Genomic DNA, 21,908 nt, shown 5'->3' on the forward strand with positions numbered 1-21,908 from the left:
TAATTACCAATTAGAATAATGACCGAATTCTGCAGAAACATTGCCGCCCACACTTCCCCCTATACGCCATGAAAACTTTTTCGAAGGATCGACAGTAACACCAGGTATAACTAATTGAGGTTTGTTAAATTGAAAATCACCACCTTTTTCTGATTGTACAAGTCCATTCCCTGTATATCCTGAAACTCCGAAAAGTGTAGCTTCTATTGGTCCAATTCCCGCCCCCATTTCTAGTTTTGAATTAGTTCTTGCGATAGCACCTGAACCACAATCCAGTGCATGTTTCGAAGGTTTGCCATTAGGGTCAAGACCAACCCCTGCACCAAGCCCGACACCAAGTTTACCAGTAACTTCTAATGTCCCATTGTTATAACTAATTGAAGCACCACCACCTACACCATAATAACCTTCAATACTTAATGACCATAAACCATAGGGGTCAATAAAATTCACAGGATTATTCCCAACATACGTATAAGTATTTACTCCACCAGCTAATCCAATTGGGTCAGGTTGCGTATAACGACCTACAGTTCCATCAAAATATCTATTCCAGTTGTACCAAAGCCCAGATTCCACATCATAATATTGACCTGGTAAACCAATGTTAAATTGTCCAATACTGCTTTGAATCACATTGCTGTCATAACTGTTATTTTGAGATTTCCATACAATAGTCTTAGAGGCATTAGTTAAAACTTCAGGTCTTCCTAAATGATCATTATGTACAAAATTTAATGTATTGTTGCGGACCACACCAATTACCTGTCCATACAACCAAACATAAGCTGTACTGATATTAGTATCTGAAGTATTTGATTCACCTAATAATCTGCCATCTGGGGAGTAAATATAATTTACGTTGCCAGCTCCACCAGTTTTCCTAGTTCGCAAATTAAATACATCATAATCATAACTTGTACTGTTGCTTCCAGCTTTCACAGTTTTTAGGCGATTAAAGCCATCATAGCTGTAATCTACAATCCCTCCATGACCAGTTTTTTTAATTAAATTTCCAAGCACATCATAGCTAAAGCTTTTTGCTTCAGTTGTTGTCGTACTGGCTAATCTATTTCCAATATTAGTTTGATAATTTGTTGTTAGGTTAGTATTACCTACTCGAGTGCTTCGATTTGAATTTTTATCAAAAGTCCAACTTTCTGTATATTGTGTAGAAGCTGATTTAGTAAGTTGCCCTATAGCATCATAAGTATAAGTAGCCGATCGATTTACTTCTAGACTATTATCAACATTGCTAATCAAGTTATTTGTATTATAGCTATGACTTAACTTTTGAATGGCCTCTGTATTAATACCAGTAATTCTATAATCCTTATCAAAACTAGTTGTACGTGTTAAACCATTCCCGTATGTCCAACTTTTAATATCACCATAAGGTTCATATGTAATATTTTTAACTACATCTTTATCAGCACCTTGTACTCGAACTTTAACTGTATTGATTCTGCTCAAAGTGTCATAGCCATATGATATTTTATAACTATCATTTGCAAAACTTTCACTGCTTAAACGTCCATAGTTATCATAGGACCAATGTGTTTGATAATTTGTACCGTTTATCACTCTGGTCTGAACAATCATTTGTCCAGCTTTATTGTATCCATATCCTGAAGAGCTTGTACCATCCGATGTTCCACACAAACGGCCTTTACCATTTGTACAATTATCATATACCCATGCATGCACTTGAGTACCAGTCTGCGCTTTAGTTTGACGTCCTAATACATCGTAAGTATATGTGGTAACTATATTATTGGCACGTGTCAGCTGAATTACGTTTCCATCGACATTATAACTAAATTTTGTTAATCCTTTGTCTGGGCTTTGAGATGATAATAAGTTTCCAAAGCCATCATAGGTATAACTTGTAGTATTACCTTTACCATCTTTTATGGAAGTCAAATTACCATTGGCATCATAGATTGTTTGGGTAGTTGAACCATCTGGTCGTTTCACTTCACTTAAATAGTTATTCGCATCATAGGCATATGTAGTGATTTTTCCAAAAGAGTCAGTTTCTTTGATGATATTTCCATTTCCATCATATTCATAAGTGATTTTTTGCGCGTTATTCCCTTTATTTGCTGTCGTCCATCCAAGTTGATTATGTTCTTTTATCTGACTAAAGCGAATATTAGAACCTTCCTTATAATCTACACGTAATAATTTTCCTAATTTAGAATAAGTAAAATATTGTCCACTTAAGATCGTGTTACCTGTCCCGTTTGTTATACTCGCAACTGTACCGTTATCATTATAATTAATCGTCTCACGCATACCGTTAGTTTCAGTTTGCGTAATTCCAAAAGCTCCATATTGATAGGTGGTTGTACGAATTTGATCACTGGCTAGAGTTTCTTTTTTATTTATGACACGTCCACGTGCATCATAGCTAAACTCAATTACAAACCCATTTGGATCAGTAATTTTACCGACATTACCCAAACCATCATAATTAGAATAAGTTGTAATATGACCTAAAGGGTTTTTATATTGAATAAGATTCCCTATAGCATCATAAGTATAAGTTGATGTTTTTTCATTAGTATTTATTGCTACATCTTTAAGCATACCATTGCTATGGAATGTATAACCATAACCAATTGTTTTACAGGTAGTTGTTCCAACTTTACTACAAGATTTAATACTTTTAATACGATTTTTAGCAGTATCAGTTGAAGAATAATATGAATACGTGATGTCAGATGTCACGATATTATTCTTTAGATTTTCGACTTTACTAATTAAATAGGGTGAGTTAAGCCAAGTGTATTTGGTAACTGATTTACTCGCAGGTGTACTTTTTTCTATCAACAGCCCATTTGCATCACGTCGATAAGTAGTTTCAATTCCATTCCAATCGATTTCAGAACTAACATACCCATTATTATCGTATTTAGTTACAGCATTACTATTTGGACAATTATTTACACCACTACGTTCGATTTTAGTCAACTTATCTTTATTATCATTTGTATAAATATACTTAGAAACAGCACCTAAAGGATTAGTTACAATAGTATAATTATTGCCATACTCTAATTTAAAAGTTTGAGTTCCATCACTGCGGCCACTTTGTATTGTTCTTTCACCATCGTAGAGATAAGTCGAATAACGTTTACCATCAATAGAAATACCTGTAAGAAGATCCGCACCAGCTCCATTCTCTCCATAATGATATGTTTTTTTCCCTAAATTATTTGGGTAAATTAGTTCGACAAGCCGTGTACCATTCCATTTGAAAGTATAAACATTTCCAGCAGGATCCGTTACCTCAGTTGTAGAATTACCTGCGGGTTTTATTTTAATAGTTTTGCCATTCGTATGGGTAATTGTAGTTATCCGTGTCGCTGAGTCAGTTGTTTGCTCCCAACCAATCCCATGTAAATTTTTTCTACTCTTTATGTTTCCATGATGCAGGCGTGGACTATTATTAAAAACTTCTATTGTATATGTTTCTATATCTCCATTCGGTAAAGTATATGGATTAGATATTTGACTATAATCTCTTGCTTCAGAAATAGGTGAAAATGCACCATCGGGTAGTTGCCTAATAAACTGTACTTTATTTTGATAAGCATAAATTGCCTTATCTCTTAACTGTACATCATAATTATCAGCCCATCGTTTTCCAAAACTTGTACTGTCTAGGGTAAAACCTAAATCACTTACTATCTCATTCTTTTTATCTTGTGAATAATAGATTCTAGAATAATTTAAAGGCATTTCCCAATTAGTTGTAAAAGCAACTTCTTCATGCAGTTTTTCCCCACTATTAATTCTTACAGGATTAGGCGTTTGACAATCACTGTTATCTCCACTCTTGAATACACTAGCTGTTTGATTCGAATTATAAATAGGATGAATGCCCCTATGCATGTCTTGATAAAAGATTTGTGAGGTTGAATTTATCTGGTTTATGTCTAATACAGGATCTGGCGTACCGTAGAATGTTAAAGGCGGTAATGTGCCAACATATATCGGATCTACAGCTAATACAGAACTACTCACGATACTTGTAGTTACTAATATCGAAATATTTTTTTTCAAATGCATGTTTTTATAACCTTTATATTTTTAAAAGTGCTACATAAACTATAAACTTTATTACAAATGAATATTATTATCAATAATAAATAGGAATCAATTGCATTTAGAGGTTTCAACTGATGCTGGTTATCTCAGAGAATAATCTGATAAATTCCCAGCATAGTAAAAAGAACGGTTATACAACCTATTGATTTAAATTAAGTTATAAATCTCAAATGGCTTTGCTACTATTGCTGCTGCAAAACTTGAAGCACCTAAATCCCTATCAAATGCCATCGAGTGAACTTTAACAACAATATTGGCTGGTACTAAACGCCGTAATATAGGTGACAGCTCCACCACTTCATTTGCATCAACTGTTTTATCTAAAACAATTCTAATGCGACTAGTTAAGAAGTAATTTGGCTTTTCTACATCAGATAAATAAATTGGATATTCTTTTAGCTTTTCCAAGCTATGCCATAACCGGATAATCTGAAAATGGTCCTTTCCCCACAACATTCTCAAAATGAACTCTAAAAAGGCTATTCCCCTTTTATTACCCATACTGCTCCAATTGGAGTAGATAATTCTCATCAACGTGTCAGAAGTGTTATTACGTCTTAAAACAACAAGTCCATTTTGTTTTGAGAACCGTTCTATAACTGTTTTACTACCGATGTGAGGGCAACCATAATCGAGCAAGTCTTGTAGAGACTGTTCAAAGTTTTGTGCAAATACTTTCTTAAATGCTTTTGAGAGTGCCGTCTCTAAGCCAGTATTTACATAGTGTTCGTCAATAGGTCGTGTAAAGTTTATAGGGTCCATGTTGCCCCCGAAATATCAGCTGTACGCTCCATATTTACTGTAATACTGTCTTTAGTGACGTAAACCCATTCATTAGGTTTATTAATCTCATTTGAAAGTTTGATTGAGAAATCACTCATCCGGTCTTGAAAAGCTACGATATTGTCATTAATAAGCTTTGCCATTTCTTGACTATTAAAACCATTCACTAACCACCTGCTTGAGCTAAGCGATTCACGGCCATAGCGCTGAACTATTAATTCGATAATTTGGGTTTTAACCATATCAGTATTATGTACTGAGGCTAATGTGCCCGTGATTGTTATTGGTAATGGCTTTTCTACTACGTCATGTACATTTACCTTGTCTTTATACAAGTTATCGCAATAACCAATATAACTGCAGATATCTTGCTCTAAGGTCGTTTGCTCATCTGGGTTTTTAGCAACAACTACAAGATTTAAATGATTAATGTCGCGGTAAGTAATCGCAAAATGTTGCTCTTGAAGTGTTTCATTCCAGACAGAAATAAACTGAGCCCGTTTCATAAACTTTTTACGGACCGCATAGTCAAAGTTCCCCAGAAATACGGCGTCATCGTCATAAAGTGAAGGATAGCTTGATAATAAACGTAATTCAGAAACAGATAATGGATCAACACCTTGTCTCACCAATCCACCGACTTTAAAACGCACTGATACACGCTGCTCATCATTAGTAAGAACATCAAGTAAAGCTGCATCTTTCAAACGATTGGCATCAACCTCACCATAAGTTTCAAGTATCCCAAAAGTTATTGTTTTATTTGCTTGTACTGTCCGACCTGCTCTCTCAGAATCACCGAATTCAATAAATAATCTTCTAAGATTATCTGTAGTGACCGTAACAGCATATTCACCAGGTTCAACATTCATCCAGCGTGGCTTAATTACAAAGTTATTATTGCCCTGCTTAATAGAAATATTTGCAAATGAAAGGTCCTCTAAAAGATCTAATCGATATTTATGAAAACCTTCAGTTACTGGAATAACGTATTTGATTTCACGGTATTCGCTTTGCTCTGCAATTACTTCTGCAGTTTCACCAGCTTTAACTGTAATTGATTGAAGTAATCGCCACACTCTACCGCCGCTATGATCCTCAATCATTCTACCTTGGCTAAAGCTAATAGGATTTGTAGATCGATTAATGATTTCCATGTAATGCTGGCACGGCGTCCCTATTGGTAAAATGCCTTTATTAGTTGCATCTGCAATAATGGAACGGTCACGTGTCTTAGTGAATGGCTCAATTGATGCGATATCGATTTCTGGGCCAAATGCAGTTAAAAAACTAGCCATAGAACGCAGCTGGTGAACGACTAGTGGATCTTGAGCTTTGTAACGTTCCTGAATCTCATAATCATCTATCGCTGCTTGGAGCTGGGCTTCAAAATCAGCTTGCATTAATGTCATATGTTTCACCTGTTACTGGTTTACTTAGTCGTTCTGCTACTTGGTTTAGGTCAATATTCACATTCATGATGTTTAAATAAATATGGACAGTCTCAAAACCTTCTGTTTCTGAGTAAAGTGCTAATTGATCAGAATTAAGCTCAGATAAAATAGGTATGTCTTTCTTCATCTTATTAATGAAACTATCAGCAACTCTCGCGTCGAGTGGTGTCATTAGGAGCTCATAAATAGGTGCACCAAAATCCGAACCATATTTTCCATTGACGGGGTGATTAAGCCAATAACCGACCATATCTAAGATTGTTTTAGCAGTGATCATTAAGAAGACGACCTATTGCAAAAAATCGTCAAAAGCTTCACTAGAATTGCCGTGCCAATCTGATAAGTTGAAAAAATTGAGAAATAGATAATAAATATCCAAAGTGAAACGCTTAATGCATCAAAATAATTAGCAACGTTATAGATTCGCCAATCAACCAAAAGAATGGTGATCAATACGCATGCCATGCATATGAAGTACATCAATCTGATTTCTTTAAATAGAAGACTAATAGGCAATTGGCGTAATTGTTTTATAGATGTTGCTTTATTTTTACTATTCCATCCGGTTACAACGTAGAGATAAGTAAAAAACGCAAGAATTAAGACAATATCGATACCGATCTGAATTTGCATTGCACTACCCTTTATTAGCATTTTTATAAGGGTAATTGTTTAAGAATGATCGATGTTTAGTGAGTTCCAAAACAAAAAAGACCGCTATTAGGCAGTCTTTTTAAAAATATAACTATTAATTCATTTTCATCATTTGGGCATAAGCATCACGTTTGTTTTGACGCAATGATTCGATTTCTTTAGTAGTAAGAATTCGAACTAAAGGTATTTCGTTCTTCTTATTTTTATTCAAACCACTTTTAGTATTTTTCATTCAATAAATCCTTTCAATTTTAAATAAAAAAGGCTGCAATTATGCAACCTTTTAATCATAAACTCTTAAGCATTCTATGCAATTGCTGAATCCATTTTTCTTTGGAAACGCTCAGCATCAGTACGAGAAACTGAAACAAATTTACCTGTCGGTCTCATTGATTTAACAGCACTGCGATGCATTTTCGCTAATTTAATTTCCATTGCTTTTTGCCATTCTTGCAATGTTAAACCAGCTTCTTTTGCACGTTTCGCCTGTAACTCAAGAGGCATATTTAACATTACTTTATTCATTATCATCCTCCTCTAAGTAGAACCAAGTATGACCTTTTCAATAGATTCATTTGGAGTTGAATTTGCTGTGTTTTAATACTTTAAATGAAGTGGAATTTTTAAACAAGACTTCATCCTCTGTAGTTGATATCACTTGAAATGGATACGATTTCACTAATCGACTTTCCCAATTCGGATTGACCAACCTCCGTATTAGAACTAATACCAAGCTGCTGTTTGGCTAGTTCAATTTTTTCCAAAAGTTGATCCCGTTGCGCCGTTTGTTTTGCTAAATCTTCATCAAGCTTTTGCTCTTGTTCTTGAACTTCTTTAGCCTTTTGATCTACTGAAGTACGGCGTGGAGGTAGACGCACTTTTTCGCGTTTGTTTTGGTCTTGAATCTTTGATTGTGCTTCACGAATAAGCTTTGCCACACCATTTACAGCATTATCAAAAGTAGGCTTATAGTCATCACTGAAATCACCAGACAATACGACGACTTTATCGTTAATTTCTGCCTTTGTAACATCGGCAACCGCACGGATAAAAATTGTGAGTGTTGCACCACCAGAAAAGAAAAAAGTAACGGGTAAGACACTAACACCAGCAACACGTTTAACCTTACAAATTTCAGGAGTAAGGATAGTTTGTCCCGTTGCTTTTTCTAAAGATGATTGGATCTTTTTAATGTATGGAGTTGTCGCCGTTACAGCTGCAAGATTTAGACTGCCCATGGATAAAAACCTCAAATAATTGAGGTAATTTTGCTATTACATTAACTACTAAAATGTTGTGAGTTCCATTAAAAAACCCACTCTTGCGAATGGTTTTTTTGTATTTCAGGAATTTATTATGATGCATTGCTTAAAGCAAATTATTAGAATGTATAAAATACTCTACAAATGTATTTTAAATATATGACAATAACAAGACAGTATTCATGAAACTTTTTCACACTTTAGATGAATTTTATTAAGTATTCCGTATCTTATAAGATATTAGCAAACTCCCTCGCAAATTAGCTTTTCGACAACCCATGCTTCCCCTTTTGTTGTAAACATGGGTTGTGAAAAACCATTATCTGTTTGACGCATGATTCCATATCCTGAATCAACAAACCATTGCTTAAAAGCCTTTCCACGCTTTAATGTTTTGTTATAGACATCTAGCTCTTCCAGTATTTTGTTTAGCTTTACTGCTGAAAACTTAACTTTCTGTCCCACCTGTGTAGCAGTTAATAAAGTTGTCCGTTCTACTACCGTATCGTAGTGTCGTACCTTAGGAGCGGCCTCTTCAAGTTGTTTTGCTTGTTCAGCAGCTAATGCTAAAGCCTCCGCATAAGTTTGAGGGATTCTAAAGGCTTGCTGTTTAGCTTTTAACTTCAATAAAACACTTTTTCTTACAGCTTTTGATTCTCGCATTGCTACTAAAGTGCATTGATCTTCATTTAATTTAAAAGCAGTAGTAGTTGTTTTGTTTATATTTTGAACTACGAAAGTTTCGTAGTCTTCATCATCTAATTCATCTTCAACACGTTTATGAAAATCATTTGCTCTGATAGAAGCTTCACCATAATTAATTCGAGCCTCATTAATTATTTTTAATAATTCTAAGCTCGTCATAGTGTCTGTTTGAAATTTAACTACTGCATTCATTTCTATCTACCTAACCGTCAAAAATGACAGGCAAGAAAATGGACGGTAGATAATCATTTCCCTTTCGATGTACGGTCTAGCCTGTGAAGCTAGAATAGGAATGTTGAATTGATTGAATTGTGAGTGGTTCCATCCAATTTTCAAAGGATTGCATTTTCTTAAAATTTAACTACACAATTCATCCGAATAAATGATACAAGTAAGTGATAGGCCACACAGAATGGCTGAAACTTCAATGAATTATTAATATGGAATTTATAAATGTATTTAAATTATGAAGGTCATGAGATTCATCTTGATCCAAATAAGATTCAACAATTTGGCGAAGACTTAGTTTATGAAGACACTCTACTATGTAATACAAATGAGTTAATTGTTCGCAAGCATAAGGGTCAAAAGATATCAATTTCTACAAAAAAATTTAAACCCTTCTTCAATGCTACTTTTCCTCAAATGAAAGTTCAAATCCAATGGTTGAATATTCAACGTACTGACGAACTTAACATTTTGATTGATATTGATAACTCTCTTGTTAGTAATAAAAATGACAAAATTCCACTAACTCTGGCTCAACAGAAAGTTTTAAATGTACAAATTCCTAAATCTTTAGATTTTCGTTATGAAAGAGAAATAATAATTAAAAATCTGTCCAAGGCTATACAATATTTTGTGAAATGAAAAAAGCCAGCTGTTTTAGCTGGCTTTCTTATAAGGGGAGTTCAATTAGGAACGTCTTAATTTAATGATATACCCTCATCAGTTCATAGGGAAAGCGTTTTTACCTAACTCAAGTACTTCATCCTTATGTAAAAACTCCCATAACTCATTAAAATTTTCACGTAGTTGTACTACATTTACAGGTGTGTGATGTAATGAATATTGCTGAGCAGAAACAGCGCCGTTTTCCTGAATCGAAACCCAAAAGTTTTTAGGTCCATGAGATTACTGAGATTACTGAGATTACTGCCTTATAGCACAAGGCTTTTAGGGTGTAACCTTTAAAAAAAAGATTACAGATATTTGAGGTTACAGCTTAACATCAACTAACTATTGTCCTGTCAGTAGTATTAATTTATCTAATCCTATTAACTTAGATATATGGATTTATTAATTTTCTACTATTAGGCACTATTTTTATAGCGCCTAATAGTTTTCAGGTCAGTTTATCGAGTTGGAAATCTTCAAAGGACTGATAAGGTAAACCCGTCTTAGTCTCTAAGACTTCAACATAACCACTACCTAAAATTAGCTGATTTCGTTCTTTCACATTCTGTAGTTGAATCTTTATTTTCCCATTATCCAAGAAGCTAAAACTTCCAACATACAACTCATGCTTGTTGTGATCACTATTACTCGTTCTTTCTAGTCGAAAGGTTTGATCTGCATGAATATTTAAATCTACATTCATGCCATTACACTCATCGCAAAATGTAACACAACCAGCACAAGGAAGACTTCCTTTATAATGACCTACCCATTTTTGAAGTTGGGCATCTAAAGGTTTTTTTACTTCTGAACTGACTTTCTCATTATTTGTAGCTTGTTCATGCTGGTCACAACCCATCATTAAGCTAGCAAAAATAAAAGAGCTCAATAATCTTTTCTTCATCACGGTTCAACTTAATCTGTTTAATTTCACTATCTCACTTAAAAAATCAGAAAGACCAATCAAAGCGCAAAGTTGCTTTTAATGGTTCACCAGGCTGTACCCAAAAATTAGTATAGCTCGCAACGTAATAATCCTTATCGAAAAGATTATCTATATTGAGTTGGGCACGTAGATCAGGACGAATCTGTAAATAACCACCAATGTTCACTACTGTAAATTCAGGTAAAGTTGTTCCATTATCAATATAATTCGCACTACGCTGTCCATAATAGTTAATATTCCCGACTAGTCCTGCCTCATGACCAAAGATATTCAATTGATAGTCAGCACTTAAATTTGCTGTATGCTTAGGAATATTTTTAAGTCTTGAACCTTTTTTATCCACTTCACTTTCAATGACTGAAGCATCAGTATAAGTGTAATTGGCATTCACTCGGAGACGGTCGCTAAATTGATGCTGTAACTCAACTTCAAGCCCCTGACTTTGTACATGACCATTGTCAACATAACTATCAGTAATACCTTCTGTAAGCAAATGACGCTTATCCAAATCAAAATAGGTTAAACCTAACCAACTCTGTGGTAAAAACTGATATTTAGTACCTAGTTCCCAACTGTTCGTTTTTTCCGGTTCATAAAGTTCATTGTTTTTATTTAACCCAGTATTAAGTTCAAAACCTTTACCCCAGTTACTGTAAAATGAAAGACGGTCAGTTGGTTTAAAATTAATACCGGCTCGTGGTGTAAACGGTGTAAATGTTTGTTGTGAAGAAATTAAAGTTTGATGGTTATCAATCTGCTGTTCTAAGCGGTTAAAACGCCCTCCCAATAAGATATTCCATTGATCATTTAAAAATACTTGATCCTGAATATTAATACCGATCATGTCTTGTGTTTCTTTGGTATTTTTAGTCACTCGTGTCAGAACTAAAATATTTTGGCCATAAACTGGATTATAAATATCAATCGGACTATTTGTACCTGCTGCATTTCTTCGCTGAATTTGGTCAATCGTATAATGCCCAGCTTCTATATTAGTTACTAACTCATGTTTTAGAGAACCAGTATCAAACTTACCTCGTAAAATTGACTGAAAATTTATCGTGTCAGTTTCAAATTGACGAGCTCGACGGAAACGATTTGCTGTTCTTTCATCTGTAGCAATTGAACCAATTTCGGTAGAAGTACCTTCACGCTCTCCATGGCTGTAAGTAAGCGCTGTCGTATTATTCCAATTATCGTCAAACTCATGATTCAAACGTAACTGATACATCTGATCCTTAATTTTAATATCGCCATCACTTGGTTCACCCAAGAATGTTTTCTTATTTACAGCAACTTTGCCATCAACCATTGGAATACCTCTGTCAAAGACACCTTGATATTCGGCAAACTCCGTATCAAGATTTAATTGGGTTTGATCTGATATCTTCCAAGCTAATTGTGGTGCAAGATAATAATGCTGATTATCTACTTGATCTCTAAAACTTTTATTATCTTCATAAGAGGCGCCTAAACGATAAGCAAAATCCTCATTAATGGCATCAGTTGTATCAACCGAGAGTCGATATTCCTCTAAAATACTACCGCTAAGACTTAAAGTACTCTTACGTTGCCATTCAGGTTGTTTAGTGGTGATATTCATAATTCCACCAATTGCTCCCTGACCATACATCGCAGCCATAGGACCTTTTAAGAAATCAACCGCTTGAATATTTACCATATCTCGTGGACTATGAATGCCACTCACAGAACTTAAACCATTACGCATATAGATCGTTCCCATATTAGGGTCAGTACTAAATCCACGAAATGAGTAGTTATCCCAGAAACCGCCACCATAACTATCTTGATAGACGACACCATTTACAAAAGCCAAAGCATCATTAACACCTTGAACATTATAGTTTTGAATATCTTTTTCTGAGACATGGGATTTTGTAAAAGGTACATCCAATAAATCATGATTAAACTGAGTAATCGCCTGTGAGGAAGTATGCCTCTCATCTTGTTTCTCAGCAGTAACCGTAATCGTTGGTAACCGCTCTGTGCTTTCATCTAAACTCAATTGCTTTTCAGCTGCAACTGTATTTGTTGAACACTGAATGATAAAAATACTCCACGCTAGTGGATGAAATAAAAATTTAGACATATACGACTCTGAATTTATGAATAGACTGTTTGTTAGCTTTTAAGATTTAAATGTCACATCAAGCTCAACATTTCTTGGTGCCCCGATATAAATTTGCTTAGATGAATAACCAGAGTATTCGCCATAAAACTTATCGGCTAAATTTCTTCCCCAAAGCGTAAAAGTCATATTTTTTAGATCATACGCAAGTGATGCATCATATGTCGTATAGCCTTTTACGAAATATGTATTAGCAGTATCGGTATAGAAACCACTTGCATGTACTGCACCGCCTAAGGCCTTTTCCTCAAATAAAACAGATGATAGACCTTTTAGTACTTCTATTTTTTCATATTTCCAGACATCTAAATCACGAGCAACAAAAGTAGAGGTACCAATCCGAACATCATCCTGTAAAACAGTATTCATATTTCCAGAAAAGCCACGCATCGTCAGAACTGCCGGAATACCTGGTACATTTCCAACGGTTGCACCTGTCACATTCCCAAAGGCTTCTTTAACTGTTCTTAAACCTTTCTTTTGCATTTCTTTTTGAGTGATTATTTGAACTGTCGCTGGCATTTCTTGAGAGGTTAATCCTAATCGACTTTCTGTTGTATTCACCTGTTTTAAATGAAGAGATGCGGTATTTAGATCTTTTCGCGCTTCGATAACTAATATTGGTAATTGCACTGTTTGTTGTAAATCATCTGAGGCAAAAGTAGTGGTTCCAAATAATCCCGAAACCAAAAAAGTAAAACCTAGTCGATAAAACAAAGCAGAATTAATCAAAATTGATTTTGATACGTCATGAGTTGAAACAATAAAACAGTTCCCATTTAAGAATGAGTTTAACTTGAATTGAGACATTTCAATTCCTTTTAAGCATAAATTTCCGCTAAGACACCCAATGGATGTCTCAAAACATAAAACATTTGAAATTTAAGCAAATAAAGGAGGTGCTCGCCCTTGTGGCAATAAATATAAACGCTGTAAAGCAAAATAAATATGCTGAAAATTACGCTCAAATGCCAACATTCGAACAAAAAGTCGGTCAAAGACTTCTTCAAGACTAAAGTCCAAGCCAGTAGTTAAATTGGCAAATACCGTACAAAATGGACATTCATGTCCAATATCATGTTGGTGAATACTTTGTTCTTTATAGATTTTTTGATCTTCATGCATCATGTGATGCTGATCTGAATGATCAGATAAATGATGGGAATTATGTTGTTGAGCAGTAGTTATAGTATTGGAAAAAGCATCGGAAATAGTGACACAGACCAGCGCAATACGGTATTGTGCTGGCAATAATGGTTGTATAAATACAACGGATTGCAGAAACATTGCCATAAGGGCAAGGGCTAGAGCAACTCTCAAGATAAGCTTTTTCAATATTGAGACGATGACAATTTAACACAGCCCTTACAATGTAAGCAATTGTTAGTGTATACACTATACGTAAAAGTTTGTCTCACTATAGACACAACGATCTTATAATAAATCCTAAATAAAAATAAGAAGTTTAATCCCCCCCTATTAAAATAGTTTGTGCCTCTTCATTTTCAATAGATAGAAATCTCAATTTATAAGAAATATCAATTATAACTTTGAGATAATCAGATTTTTGTTATAGTAGGGCGCAACCGATTTTTAGAAAGAGATTAATTGGGTGTTGATGGTTTTTGGAAGATTGCTAGGATTATATGCAGTCTTGTTACAAATCGCTGTGTTCTTACAGCCATTACTGCCAGAGAAATATCAAATTTCTCCAGTATGTGAGACTATTGCTCAAGCATTACAACTTCATCATTCTGTTGCACCTTCTAGTAACGATCACCACAGTACATCAGAACAGCAATACAGCATGTCTCATCACATGGAACATGCAGCACACGCCACCTCATCTGACATTACAGTAGCAAGCCACCATCACCATGATACAGGACATCAATGTCAGTACTGTGTGGTATACAGCCATGTTGTACCCTTACCTGACCTTGATCTAAAACAAATTCTTATTCGAATTCAGGTCCGGTTTCTTGCTTTTGTTGAAAACAATTTTCACGTTTTCTTTCAACTCCAGCAACTATTTCTAATTCCACAAGGGCGTGCCCCTCCTCTTTGATGATCTTCCACTTGAAGCTCAAAACTCTAGTTTTGAAAAATTAATATTTTCAAGAGATTATCACTATGTTTTTTCCTTATTTTCATACTCTTAAACGGGTAGAAATGTCTATAGCTATAAGTTTAGCTCATCAACAAAAAGATGAGGTACGCGTATGACTCTGGGTTTAACAGCACTTGAACTAGCAAGAATACAGTTTGCATTTACGGTATCGTTTCACATTATCTTTCCTGCAATTTCGATTGGGCTTGCAAGTTTTTTAGCAGTTTTAGAATGGCGTTGGTTGCGTACAAATAATCCAATCTACCAAGACCTATTTAAATATTGGGTCAAAATCTTCGCTGTTGCCTTTGGGATGGGTGTAGTCTCAGGTGTGGTGATGAGTTATCAATTTGGTACCAATTGGAGCGAGTTTTCCCGCTTTGCAGGAGGCGTTACAGGTCCATTGCTCACTTATGAAGTTCTTAGTGCCTTTTTTTTAGAAGCAGGATTTCTAGGTATTATGCTGTTTGGTTGGGGACGTGTTGGTAAAAAAGCCCACTTCTTTGCCACCCTTATGGTTGCAATTGGCACCTGTATTTCAATGTTCTGGATTTTGTCTTCAAACAGTTGGATGCAAACTCCTCAAGGATTCACAATTGAAAATGACATTATCGTTCCACAAGATTGGTTTGCAATTGTCTTTAATCCTTCTTTCCCTTATCGGCTTGCTCATATGGCAATTGCTGCTTTTATGGTTGCAGCTTTACTTGTAGCAGCCACCGCAGCTTGGCATTTACTAAAAGGTCGTCGAGACGAGTTGGTTAAAAAGTCATTTTCTATGGCACTTTGGCTGATTTTGATTTTAGCCCCCTTACAAGTCTTTGTTGGTGATGCACATGGTTTAAATACGCTTGAACATCAACCAGCAAAACTTGCAGCTATGGAGGGACATTGGGAGACCAATTATGATGAAGGTATGCCATTGTATTTATTTGGTATTCCGAGTATGCAAGAAGAACGTACCAAATATGCAATTGCAATTCCAAATCTAGGAAGCCTTATTCTTACGCACTCAATGAACGGCTCAGTTAAAGGCTTAAAAGACTTCGCACCTGAAGATCGTCCTAATTCAACCGTGGTTTTTTGGAGTTTCCGTATCATGGTTGGTTTAGGCATGTTGATGCTATTACTGGCATTTACAGGAGTATGGTTGAGAAAAACAGGGAAACTATTTGAAAGTAAATGGTTTCATCGTTTCGCATTATTGATGGGCCCATCAGGTTTTATTGCATTACTCGCAGGTTGGTTTACCACAGAAGTAGGCCGTCAACCATGGGTGGTCTACGGTGTTATGCGTACAAAAGATGCTCTTTCTCCTGTTTCAGCCGAGCAAGTGGGTTTAACTCTGATTATCTTTGTCGTGGTGTATTGCATTGTTTTTGGTATTGGCATTTATTACATGTTGAAACTTATGCTTAAAGGCCCTGAATTTATTTATAGCCAACAAGATGAAATTGGCGGTGTCGGTCATTTTAAAACACCTATGCGACCACTCAGTGCCGCAAATGAATATCTTGATGATAAAGATCAAGGAGCTTCTCCATGATTGATTTATCTTTAATCTGGATTGTAATTATTGCCATTGGCGTTTTCATTTATGTTGTACTTGATGGTTTTGATCTCGGTATTGGTATTTTGTTTCCATTCATCAAAAATCAGCAAGAACGAGATGTGATGATGAATACCGTTGCGCCTGTCTGGGATGGTAATGAAACATGGATGGTACTTGGTGGTGCTGGCTTATTTGCAGCATTCCCAATGGTCTATTCCGCAGTTTTATCAGCACTTTATCTACCAATTATATTAATGGTTATTGCGTTGATTTTTCGAGGTGTTGCTTTTGAATTTCGTTTCAAAGCAAATCGTAGCAAGCCCTTATGGGATGCGGCATTCATAGGCGGGTCAGTATTATCTAGCTTTTTACAAGGTGTAATTCTTGGTGCTTACATTCAGGGAATAAATATTGTCGATGGGCGTTATGCAGGTGGTGGTTTAGACTGGTTAACACCATTTTCACTGTTCACAGGTGTAGGTGTGGTAGTTGTTTATGCTGCACTCGGCTGTGGCTGGCTCATCATGAAAACGGATGATGTATTGCAAAGCGCTATGTATCGTTTAATGCCAAGGCTGATCATAGCATTGTTACTGATATTTATAGCGGTGAGTATATATACACCAATGGCACATCCAATAATTGCTGAACGCTGGTTTAATCCACCTCAACTTTTATATTTCAGTCCAGTTCCGATTCTAGTAGTGGTTTTCACCTTTTTAACGATTCGAGCTTGTCAAAAACATCAGGAGTCCATGCCTTTTTTATATACCTTGGCATTAGTGTTCTTAGCCTATACAGGTTTTCTGATCAGTATTTTCCCTTATGTTATTCCACCCTCTATTACCATTTGGGATGCGGCTGCTCCAGCCAATAGCCAACTATTTGCACTGATCGGTGCATTGATTCTAATCCCGATTATCATTATCTACACCATCATGGCATATTGGGTATTTAGGGATAAAGTACGTGTTGGCGATGAGGGCTATCATTAGGAGAAATTCGATGAGATTATCTCAATCACAATGGTTTATATTACTTTGGCTTATTGGTTTCTTCAGCTTACTTTTTATTGCAATAATATTTAGATTGCTCCTGCAACTAGCTTACTAAAGGAAGACCATGCATTAGCATGGTCTTTATTTTTGGCACGTCTCTATAAATAGAATGTTCCGAGATACACAAAATGACCAATATTATTATAATAAAAAATAAGTTAACTTATGACAACCCTCTAGTTTATGGTTATAAATAGACCAGATAAAGCACTTAAAATATTAGTTTAGGATAATAGTAATATGAAAATTCATACATTAACTGCTGTAACCGTATGTTTAAAAATTGATAGGGTGATACATAAGTTCTCCCTATCAATTTACTCAACTACACAATCAAATACTACAACCATTAATGCCACAGCTTTGACCCTCTGTGATCACTAATTCATTCTGCTTTTCTTCCCATACCTGCTCTAATGCACTTAAAAAAGTTTCTATAGGCTGAGCACCACTGATTGAATATTTATTATTTATAATGAAAAGCGGCACTCCACTAGCACCCATCGCATGTGCACTGGCTTCATCTTTTAAAACTTCTTGTTTCAACGAAATATTACTAAAGGCACTGTTAGCTTCTTCACGAGGAACTCCAACTTCATTAGCAAGCTCAACCAACACCTTATGATCAAAAATAGACTTACCTTCAGTTATGCTTGCCTTAAAAAACTTTTCTGTTAATAGTTCACCAACACCCTTCTGTTGCGCCAACTTTACAATGGCATGGGCATCTAAAGTATCGCCAAAAAGCATACTATTAAAGTTATAGACCAGACCTTCTAGCTCACCTGCACTTTTTACATGGCTCATCATCGCATCAGCGCCACTTTTCCCACCAATTTTTTTATACAATGCATCTTTAAAAGGCTGTGGTGTAAGGCCACTTGCTAGACGGTAACTGTGATATTGGATAGTTACCTGATTCTTATGTTCAAAGGCATCTAAACCTTTCTCAAATCTTTTTTTAGCAATCCAGCACCAAGGGCAAACAAAATCTGACCATATATCTACGGTAATTTGTGAAGGAAGAGTTTTCATAAATATCTCAGTAAATTCATTAGATGTTTAAAAACAAAGAAGTTTTAATGCCTAGTGTCAAAAAATAACTAGGCACCCCATTGTTTATTTGCCGTTATATTCTGGATAATCTGTATAGCCTTTTGCTGGAGATCCACTTACGCCGTAGTATGTTGTGCGATCACTTTCCGCCAAGGGCCAGTTATTCTGCATCCGCTCTACTAAATCGGGATTAGCAATATAAGGGACACCAAACGCAATTAAATCAACCTCACCTTTTTCTAATGCCGCCTCAGCACTTTGTTGATTAAAACCACCAGCTGCGATGATAGTTCCAGAAAAAGTTTCTCTGAATAAAGTTTTAAAATTTTGGGCTTCTAAAGGTGCTGTTTCATAGGTAGGTTGATAGTACAAATGGACATAGGCCAATTTACGTTTACCAAGAGCTGACGCAATATTTGCCCAAGTATCAATCTCGCCTTCATAAGGTGCCAAGTCATAAATACGACCAAAAGAAGAAAGTCGGACAGCCACTTTGTCATGGCCAATTTCTTGGGAAATAGCATCAATAGTTTCTAGAAGAAAACGTTGGCGATTCTCAACAGTTCCGCCATATTGATCTGTTCGGTTATTTAACTCAGTACTGAGGAACTGGTCAAATATGAATCCATTTGCAGCCATAATTTCAATGCCATCAAACCCAGCTTCAATTGCTAATTGTGCAGATTTAACAAAATCATGAGTAACACGTTTGATTTCTTCAGTTTCTAAAGCTCGAGGTTTACTAGGCGCAACTGGACCGGGTTCACCCGAATCAGTATATGCAAATACTGTAGTGTTGGTCGCTGGAATAACCCCAGAAGAAACAGGCACTTGATTATCAGGTAAAACTGAAACATGCGACATTCTTCCCACATGCCAGAGCTGAGCAAAAATACGACCACCTTTTGCATGCACTGCTTCAGTAACCTTTTTCCATCCTTGCATTTGTTCATCATTATATAAACCAGGCGTATATAAATAACCACGCCCTTCTTCAGACACAGGTAAGCCTTCAGTAATGATTAGACCTGCGGAAGCTCGCTGGGAGTAATAAAGCGCAGTAAGTTCATCTGCAACCCCATTCAATGTTCGTGTACGCGTCATGGGTGCCATTACTACGCGATTTTTTAATTGGATATCCACCAAATTATGGGGAGTGAATAATTTATTCATCACAGACCTCTAGAGAGATTTACAGATAATTAAGAAATTTCTTTAACCACACTCATCATTCAGTGAATGACTCAGGCATTGACCTGTTTTAGAAGTACGAAATTTGCACTCCCTCATTCCTATTGCACAAATGATAAGTTGATGCCACTATATCAACCAACTAGTAGGTAGGCAATAGTATTTTTAATTTACCGCTGAAATTTATTGCGCTCAATAAGTGATTAAATACTATTCACCAAATGAATTCTGAATCTGCAAATACAGAAAAGAGGTAGTTTTATAATGCGTAAATTACATGCTTTAAACGAAGATAGCTTTCATGAAATTGAATGGAAAGAAGGCTTAGCAATGGTCCGTTTTTATGCTCCTTGGTGTCCACCGTGCCACAATAGCGAAAGTTTATTTAATACATTTGTGAAAAGTATTGAAGCTAATTTAACTATTGGCACAGTTAATGTTGATCAGGCGCCAGTTTTAACAACCCGTTATAATATATGGGGTTTACCATCTGTATTAATGTTCAAAGATGGGCAATTAATCCATCGTATTGTAGGAGTAAAGCCTATCTCCGATTACCAAAAAGCTTTAGAAGAACTCATAAAGTACGAATCAAAAAATGATGAGCAAAACGAAGAAAAGAGTTCCATTGGTTCTCTTTGCTTAACGAAATCTGAGATTAAAGCTGAATAATTTTCCAAACTATTTTCCGCTAGTGCTTGACATTTAAAATTAGCCTATATAATCTACAAACCAACTAGTAGGTAGGCTACTTTTTTGATTGGTATTAATGATTAGGTGATCATATGAGTGAGCAACAATTTAAAGGCAAGAAACTTCTCGTCATTGGTGGCACTAGTGGCATTGGTTTAGAAGCAGCAAAGAAAGTTGCTGAACAAGGTGGGACTGTAGTAATTGTTGGCAATCGCACAGATAAAGCCGAGACTGCCCGTAAACAATTAGTTGCTATAACAACTGAAGAACAAGTTTTTGCACTGACTGCTGATTTAACAAATTTTGATAGTGTTCAAAAGTTAATTAGCAAATTGGATAGTGAACATAAAGACATTAACTTATTAGTTAATTCAGCAGGAATTTTTTATCCTAAAAGCTTCCTAGAGCATTCGCTAAATGACTATAACAATTTTCTGGATCTAAACCGCGCATTTTTCTTTATTACCCAACAAGTTGCTTCATCAATGGTTGCGCAGAATAAAGAAGGTTCAATTGTAAATGTTTCTGCTGTTGCAGCTCGCCAAGCTATCGAAACTGTCACCGCATCTGCCTACTCAATGGCAAAAATGGGTTTAGAAGCTATGACCCGTCATGTGGCTGCAGAGCTAGCAGAACATGGAATTCGAGTAAATGCTGTTAGTCCCGGCATGGTGGAAACCCGTATTTTTGAAAGATTCATTCCTTCAGATCAATTAGATAATGCACTTCAAGATTTCAATAGTTTCCATCCCTTAGGAAGAAACGGTACCCCAAACGATGTAGCAGAAACTATTGTATTCCTTCTTTCTGAAAAAACATCTTGGGTAACTGGTGCTATTTGGGATGTTGATGGTGGTGTCATGGCATCAAGAAAACTAGGCAAATAATATTTAATAAATGATGAGGTTTCAAAAATGAACGGTGAATGGACTAACAGATTATCTGCATTGGTTAAAAACATTGGTAATTTTGCAAAAGCAAATAAACCCGTTGCCACTGCTTTTCACAACTTAGAAGTTGCAACGCGTGAAAATAAAGTACTCGACGCAAAAACTCACGAGTTGATTGCGTTGGCAGTAGCAGTTACTACGCGTTGTGATGGTTGTATATCAGCTCATGCGGGCGCGGCTAAAAAAGCAGGTGCTACAAAAGAAGAAGTTGCGGCAGCTTTAGGAACTGCTATCGCTTTAAATGCTGGTGCAGCCTATGTGTACTCGGCACGAACTTTAGATGCTTATGACGAAATGTAACTTCACCAGAGGTTACATAGACAAGCTTAGTG

21 protein-coding genes and 2 pseudogenes are annotated in these 21,908 nt (G+C 35.9%); 7 read left to right on the forward strand and 16 right to left on the reverse strand.

Annotated elements, in window-relative coordinates:
* Window positions 1-3: 3 nt before the first annotated feature.
* The 9 genes and pseudogenes from MSG66_RS17915 to MSG66_RS17955 form a co-directional block, all read right to left on the reverse strand.
* On the reverse strand, window positions 4-4,077 hold the full coding sequence (locus MSG66_RS17915; protein WP_324654807.1) for an RHS repeat-associated core domain-containing protein: 4,074 nt from the start codon (window positions 4,075-4,077) through the stop codon (window positions 4-6).
* A gap of 186 nt (window positions 4,078-4,263) precedes the next feature.
* Entirely contained in the window at window positions 4,264-4,878 is a 615-nt protein-coding gene (locus MSG66_RS17920; RefSeq protein WP_192835728.1) for a hypothetical protein, read from the reverse strand.
* Window positions 4,866-6,311 carry a hypothetical protein gene (locus MSG66_RS17925; protein WP_133973139.1) on the reverse strand — a complete coding sequence of 482 codons (1,446 nt, stop codon included), beginning with the start codon at window positions 6,309-6,311 and terminating at the stop codon, window positions 4,866-4,868. The genes MSG66_RS17920 and MSG66_RS17925 overlap by 13 nt, the downstream gene beginning before the upstream one ends.
* Window positions 6,292-6,630, reverse strand: a complete 339-nt coding sequence (locus tag MSG66_RS17930) for a hypothetical protein (RefSeq protein ID WP_133973137.1) — start codon at window positions 6,628-6,630, stop codon at window positions 6,292-6,294. Before MSG66_RS17930 ends, MSG66_RS17925 begins: the two co-directional genes overlap by 20 nt.
* On the reverse strand, window positions 6,630-6,986 hold the full coding sequence (locus MSG66_RS17935; RefSeq protein ID WP_133973135.1) for a hypothetical protein: 357 nt from the start codon (window positions 6,984-6,986) through the stop codon (window positions 6,630-6,632). Before MSG66_RS17935 ends, MSG66_RS17930 begins: the two co-directional genes overlap by 1 nt.
* 115 nt (window positions 6,987-7,101) lie before the next feature.
* The gene (locus tag MSG66_RS17940; protein ID WP_171459062.1) at window positions 7,102-7,239 is read right to left on the reverse strand and encodes a hypothetical protein; all 138 of its coding nucleotides are present in this window, start codon (window positions 7,237-7,239) and stop codon (window positions 7,102-7,104) included.
* Window positions 7,240-7,313: 74 nt separating this feature from the next.
* Window positions 7,314-7,532, reverse strand: a complete 219-nt coding sequence (locus MSG66_RS17945; protein WP_324654808.1) for a hypothetical protein — start codon at window positions 7,530-7,532, stop codon at window positions 7,314-7,316.
* 125 nt (window positions 7,533-7,657) lie between these two features.
* Window positions 7,658-8,245 (reverse strand): annotated as a pseudogene (locus MSG66_RS17950) (hypothetical protein); the annotation flags it as partial.
* A 264-nt stretch (window positions 8,246-8,509) separates the two neighbouring features.
* On the reverse strand, window positions 8,510-9,166 hold the full coding sequence (locus MSG66_RS17955; protein WP_324654809.1) for a phage antirepressor KilAC domain-containing protein: 657 nt from the start codon (window positions 9,164-9,166) through the stop codon (window positions 8,510-8,512).
* Window positions 9,167-9,427: 261 nt separating this feature from the next.
* Here MSG66_RS17955 and MSG66_RS17960 point away from each other — a divergent pair, with 261 nt between their 5' ends.
* Window positions 9,428-9,844 carry a hypothetical protein gene (locus tag MSG66_RS17960; RefSeq protein ID WP_133973127.1) on the forward strand — a complete coding sequence of 139 codons (417 nt, stop codon included), beginning with the start codon at window positions 9,428-9,430 and terminating at the stop codon, window positions 9,842-9,844.
* Between the two features lie 78 nt (window positions 9,845-9,922).
* On the opposite strand, the pseudogene MSG66_RS17965 reads toward MSG66_RS17960, so the two are convergent.
* From MSG66_RS17965 to MSG66_RS17985, 5 genes and pseudogenes are all read right to left on the reverse strand, one after another.
* Window positions 9,923-10,102: pseudogene (locus MSG66_RS17965) on the reverse strand (hypothetical protein); the annotation flags it as partial.
* A gap of 217 nt (window positions 10,103-10,319) precedes the next feature.
* Window positions 10,320-10,775 (reverse strand): copper resistance protein NlpE N-terminal domain-containing protein, encoded by a 456-nt coding sequence (locus MSG66_RS17970; protein WP_192835730.1) that lies wholly within the window; start codon window positions 10,773-10,775, stop codon window positions 10,320-10,322.
* Window positions 10,776-10,821: 46 nt separating this feature from the next.
* Entirely contained in the window at window positions 10,822-12,927 is a 2,106-nt protein-coding gene (locus tag MSG66_RS17975) for a TonB-dependent receptor (RefSeq protein WP_133973123.1), read from the reverse strand.
* A gap of 39 nt (window positions 12,928-12,966) precedes the next feature.
* A complete protein-coding gene (locus tag MSG66_RS17980; RefSeq protein ID WP_171459061.1) occupies window positions 12,967-13,776 on the reverse strand; it encodes a Plug domain-containing protein in 810 nt (269 codons plus the stop codon).
* Between the two features lie 72 nt (window positions 13,777-13,848).
* Window positions 13,849-14,259, reverse strand: coding sequence for a DUF2946 domain-containing protein (locus MSG66_RS17985; protein ID WP_032063021.1), 411 nt, complete (start codon window positions 14,257-14,259; stop codon window positions 13,849-13,851).
* A 325-nt stretch (window positions 14,260-14,584) separates the two neighbouring features.
* On the opposite strand from MSG66_RS17985, the gene MSG66_RS17990 reads away from it, so the two are divergent.
* From MSG66_RS17990 to cydB, 3 genes are all read left to right on the forward strand, one after another.
* On the forward strand, window positions 14,585-15,034 hold the full coding sequence (locus MSG66_RS17990) for a DUF2946 domain-containing protein (protein WP_032063020.1): 450 nt from the start codon (window positions 14,585-14,587) through the stop codon (window positions 15,032-15,034).
* A gap of 154 nt (window positions 15,035-15,188) precedes the next feature.
* Entirely contained in the window at window positions 15,189-16,622 is a 1,434-nt protein-coding gene (locus tag MSG66_RS17995; protein ID WP_013197553.1) for a cytochrome ubiquinol oxidase subunit I, read from the forward strand.
* Window positions 16,619-17,623, forward strand: a complete 1,005-nt coding sequence (gene cydB / locus MSG66_RS18000; protein ID WP_013197552.1) for a cytochrome d ubiquinol oxidase subunit II — start codon at window positions 16,619-16,621, stop codon at window positions 17,621-17,623. Before MSG66_RS17995 ends, cydB begins: the two co-directional genes overlap by 4 nt.
* Window positions 17,624-18,019: 396 nt before the next feature.
* Here cydB and MSG66_RS18005 read toward each other — a convergent pair whose 3' ends face one another.
* Window positions 18,020-18,721 (reverse strand): DsbA family oxidoreductase, encoded by a 702-nt coding sequence (locus MSG66_RS18005; RefSeq protein ID WP_324654810.1) that lies wholly within the window; start codon window positions 18,719-18,721, stop codon window positions 18,020-18,022.
* An 84-nt stretch (window positions 18,722-18,805) separates the two neighbouring features.
* Window positions 18,806-19,915: an alkene reductase gene (locus tag MSG66_RS18010; protein WP_324654811.1), complete on the reverse strand. Its 1,110-nt coding sequence runs from the start codon at window positions 19,913-19,915 to the stop codon at window positions 18,806-18,808.
* A gap of 282 nt (window positions 19,916-20,197) precedes the next feature.
* Here MSG66_RS18010 and MSG66_RS18015 point away from each other — a divergent pair, with 282 nt between their 5' ends.
* The 3 genes from MSG66_RS18015 to MSG66_RS18025 all read left to right on the forward strand — a co-directional run bounded on the left by MSG66_RS18015 (window position 20,198) and on the right by MSG66_RS18025 (window position 21,876).
* The gene (locus MSG66_RS18015; protein ID WP_324654812.1) at window positions 20,198-20,605 is read left to right on the forward strand and encodes a thioredoxin family protein; all 408 of its coding nucleotides are present in this window, start codon (window positions 20,198-20,200) and stop codon (window positions 20,603-20,605) included.
* Window positions 20,606-20,718: 113 nt separating this feature from the next.
* Window positions 20,719-21,513 carry an SDR family oxidoreductase gene (locus MSG66_RS18020; protein WP_324654813.1) on the forward strand — a complete coding sequence of 265 codons (795 nt, stop codon included), beginning with the start codon at window positions 20,719-20,721 and terminating at the stop codon, window positions 21,511-21,513.
* Between the two features lie 27 nt (window positions 21,514-21,540).
* The gene (locus tag MSG66_RS18025; RefSeq protein ID WP_013197542.1) at window positions 21,541-21,876 is read left to right on the forward strand and encodes a carboxymuconolactone decarboxylase family protein; all 336 of its coding nucleotides are present in this window, start codon (window positions 21,541-21,543) and stop codon (window positions 21,874-21,876) included.
* Window positions 21,877-21,908: the final 32 nt, after the last annotated feature.

The organism is Acinetobacter sp. IK31 (genome assembly GCF_035615195.1).
Taxonomy (GTDB): Bacteria; Pseudomonadota; Gammaproteobacteria; order Pseudomonadales; family Moraxellaceae; genus Acinetobacter; species Acinetobacter calcoaceticus_C.

What these genes read in the sequence shown, in the direction of transcription:
- MSG66_RS17945 (WP_324654808.1), bottom strand. Translation starts at nt 7,532, where the DNA reads ATGAATAAAGTAATGTTAAATATGCCTCTTGAGTTACAGGCGAAACGT.
- MSG66_RS18020 (WP_324654813.1), top strand. Translation starts at nt 20,719, where the DNA reads ATGAGTGAGCAACAATTTAAAGGCAAGAAACTTCTCGTCATTGGTGGC.
- MSG66_RS17985 (WP_032063021.1), bottom strand. Translation starts at nt 14,259, where the DNA reads ATGGCAATGTTTCTGCAATCCGTTGTATTTATACAACCATTATTGCCA.
- MSG66_RS17935 (WP_133973135.1), bottom strand. Translation starts at nt 6,986, where the DNA reads ATGCAAATTCAGATCGGTATCGATATTGTCTTAATTCTTGCGTTTTTT.
- MSG66_RS17930 (WP_133973137.1), bottom strand. Translation starts at nt 6,630, where the DNA reads ATGATCACTGCTAAAACAATCTTAGATATGGTCGGTTATTGGCTTAAT.
- MSG66_RS18010 (WP_324654811.1), bottom strand. Translation starts at nt 19,915, where the DNA reads ATGAATAAATTATTCACTCCCCATAATTTGGTGGATATCCAATTAAAA.
- cydB (WP_013197552.1), top strand. Translation starts at nt 16,619, where the DNA reads ATGATTGATTTATCTTTAATCTGGATTGTAATTATTGCCATTGGCGTT.
- MSG66_RS18015 (WP_324654812.1), top strand. Translation starts at nt 20,198, where the DNA reads ATGCGTAAATTACATGCTTTAAACGAAGATAGCTTTCATGAAATTGAA.
- MSG66_RS17915 (WP_324654807.1), bottom strand. Translation starts at nt 4,077, where the DNA reads ATGCATTTGAAAAAAAATATTTCGATATTAGTAACTACAAGTATCGTG.
- MSG66_RS17980 (WP_171459061.1), bottom strand. Translation starts at nt 13,776, where the DNA reads ATGTCTCAATTCAAGTTAAACTCATTCTTAAATGGGAACTGTTTTATT.
- MSG66_RS17955 (WP_324654809.1), bottom strand. Translation starts at nt 9,166, where the DNA reads ATGAATGCAGTAGTTAAATTTCAAACAGACACTATGACGAGCTTAGAA.
- MSG66_RS18005 (WP_324654810.1), bottom strand. Translation starts at nt 18,721, where the DNA reads ATGAAAACTCTTCCTTCACAAATTACCGTAGATATATGGTCAGATTTT.
- MSG66_RS17995 (WP_013197553.1), top strand. Translation starts at nt 15,189, where the DNA reads ATGACTCTGGGTTTAACAGCACTTGAACTAGCAAGAATACAGTTTGCA.
- MSG66_RS17975 (WP_133973123.1), bottom strand. Translation starts at nt 12,927, where the DNA reads ATGTCTAAATTTTTATTTCATCCACTAGCGTGGAGTATTTTTATCATT.
- MSG66_RS17925 (WP_133973139.1), bottom strand. Translation starts at nt 6,311, where the DNA reads ATGACATTAATGCAAGCTGATTTTGAAGCCCAGCTCCAAGCAGCGATA.
- MSG66_RS18025 (WP_013197542.1), top strand. Translation starts at nt 21,541, where the DNA reads ATGAACGGTGAATGGACTAACAGATTATCTGCATTGGTTAAAAACATT.
- MSG66_RS17960 (WP_133973127.1), top strand. Translation starts at nt 9,428, where the DNA reads ATGTATTTAAATTATGAAGGTCATGAGATTCATCTTGATCCAAATAAG.
- MSG66_RS17990 (WP_032063020.1), top strand. Translation starts at nt 14,585, where the DNA reads ATGGTTTTTGGAAGATTGCTAGGATTATATGCAGTCTTGTTACAAATC.
- MSG66_RS17940 (WP_171459062.1), bottom strand. Translation starts at nt 7,239, where the DNA reads ATGAAAAATACTAAAAGTGGTTTGAATAAAAATAAGAAGAACGAAATA.
- MSG66_RS17970 (WP_192835730.1), bottom strand. Translation starts at nt 10,775, where the DNA reads ATGAAGAAAAGATTATTGAGCTCTTTTATTTTTGCTAGCTTAATGATG.
- MSG66_RS17920 (WP_192835728.1), bottom strand. Translation starts at nt 4,878, where the DNA reads ATGGACCCTATAAACTTTACACGACCTATTGACGAACACTATGTAAAT.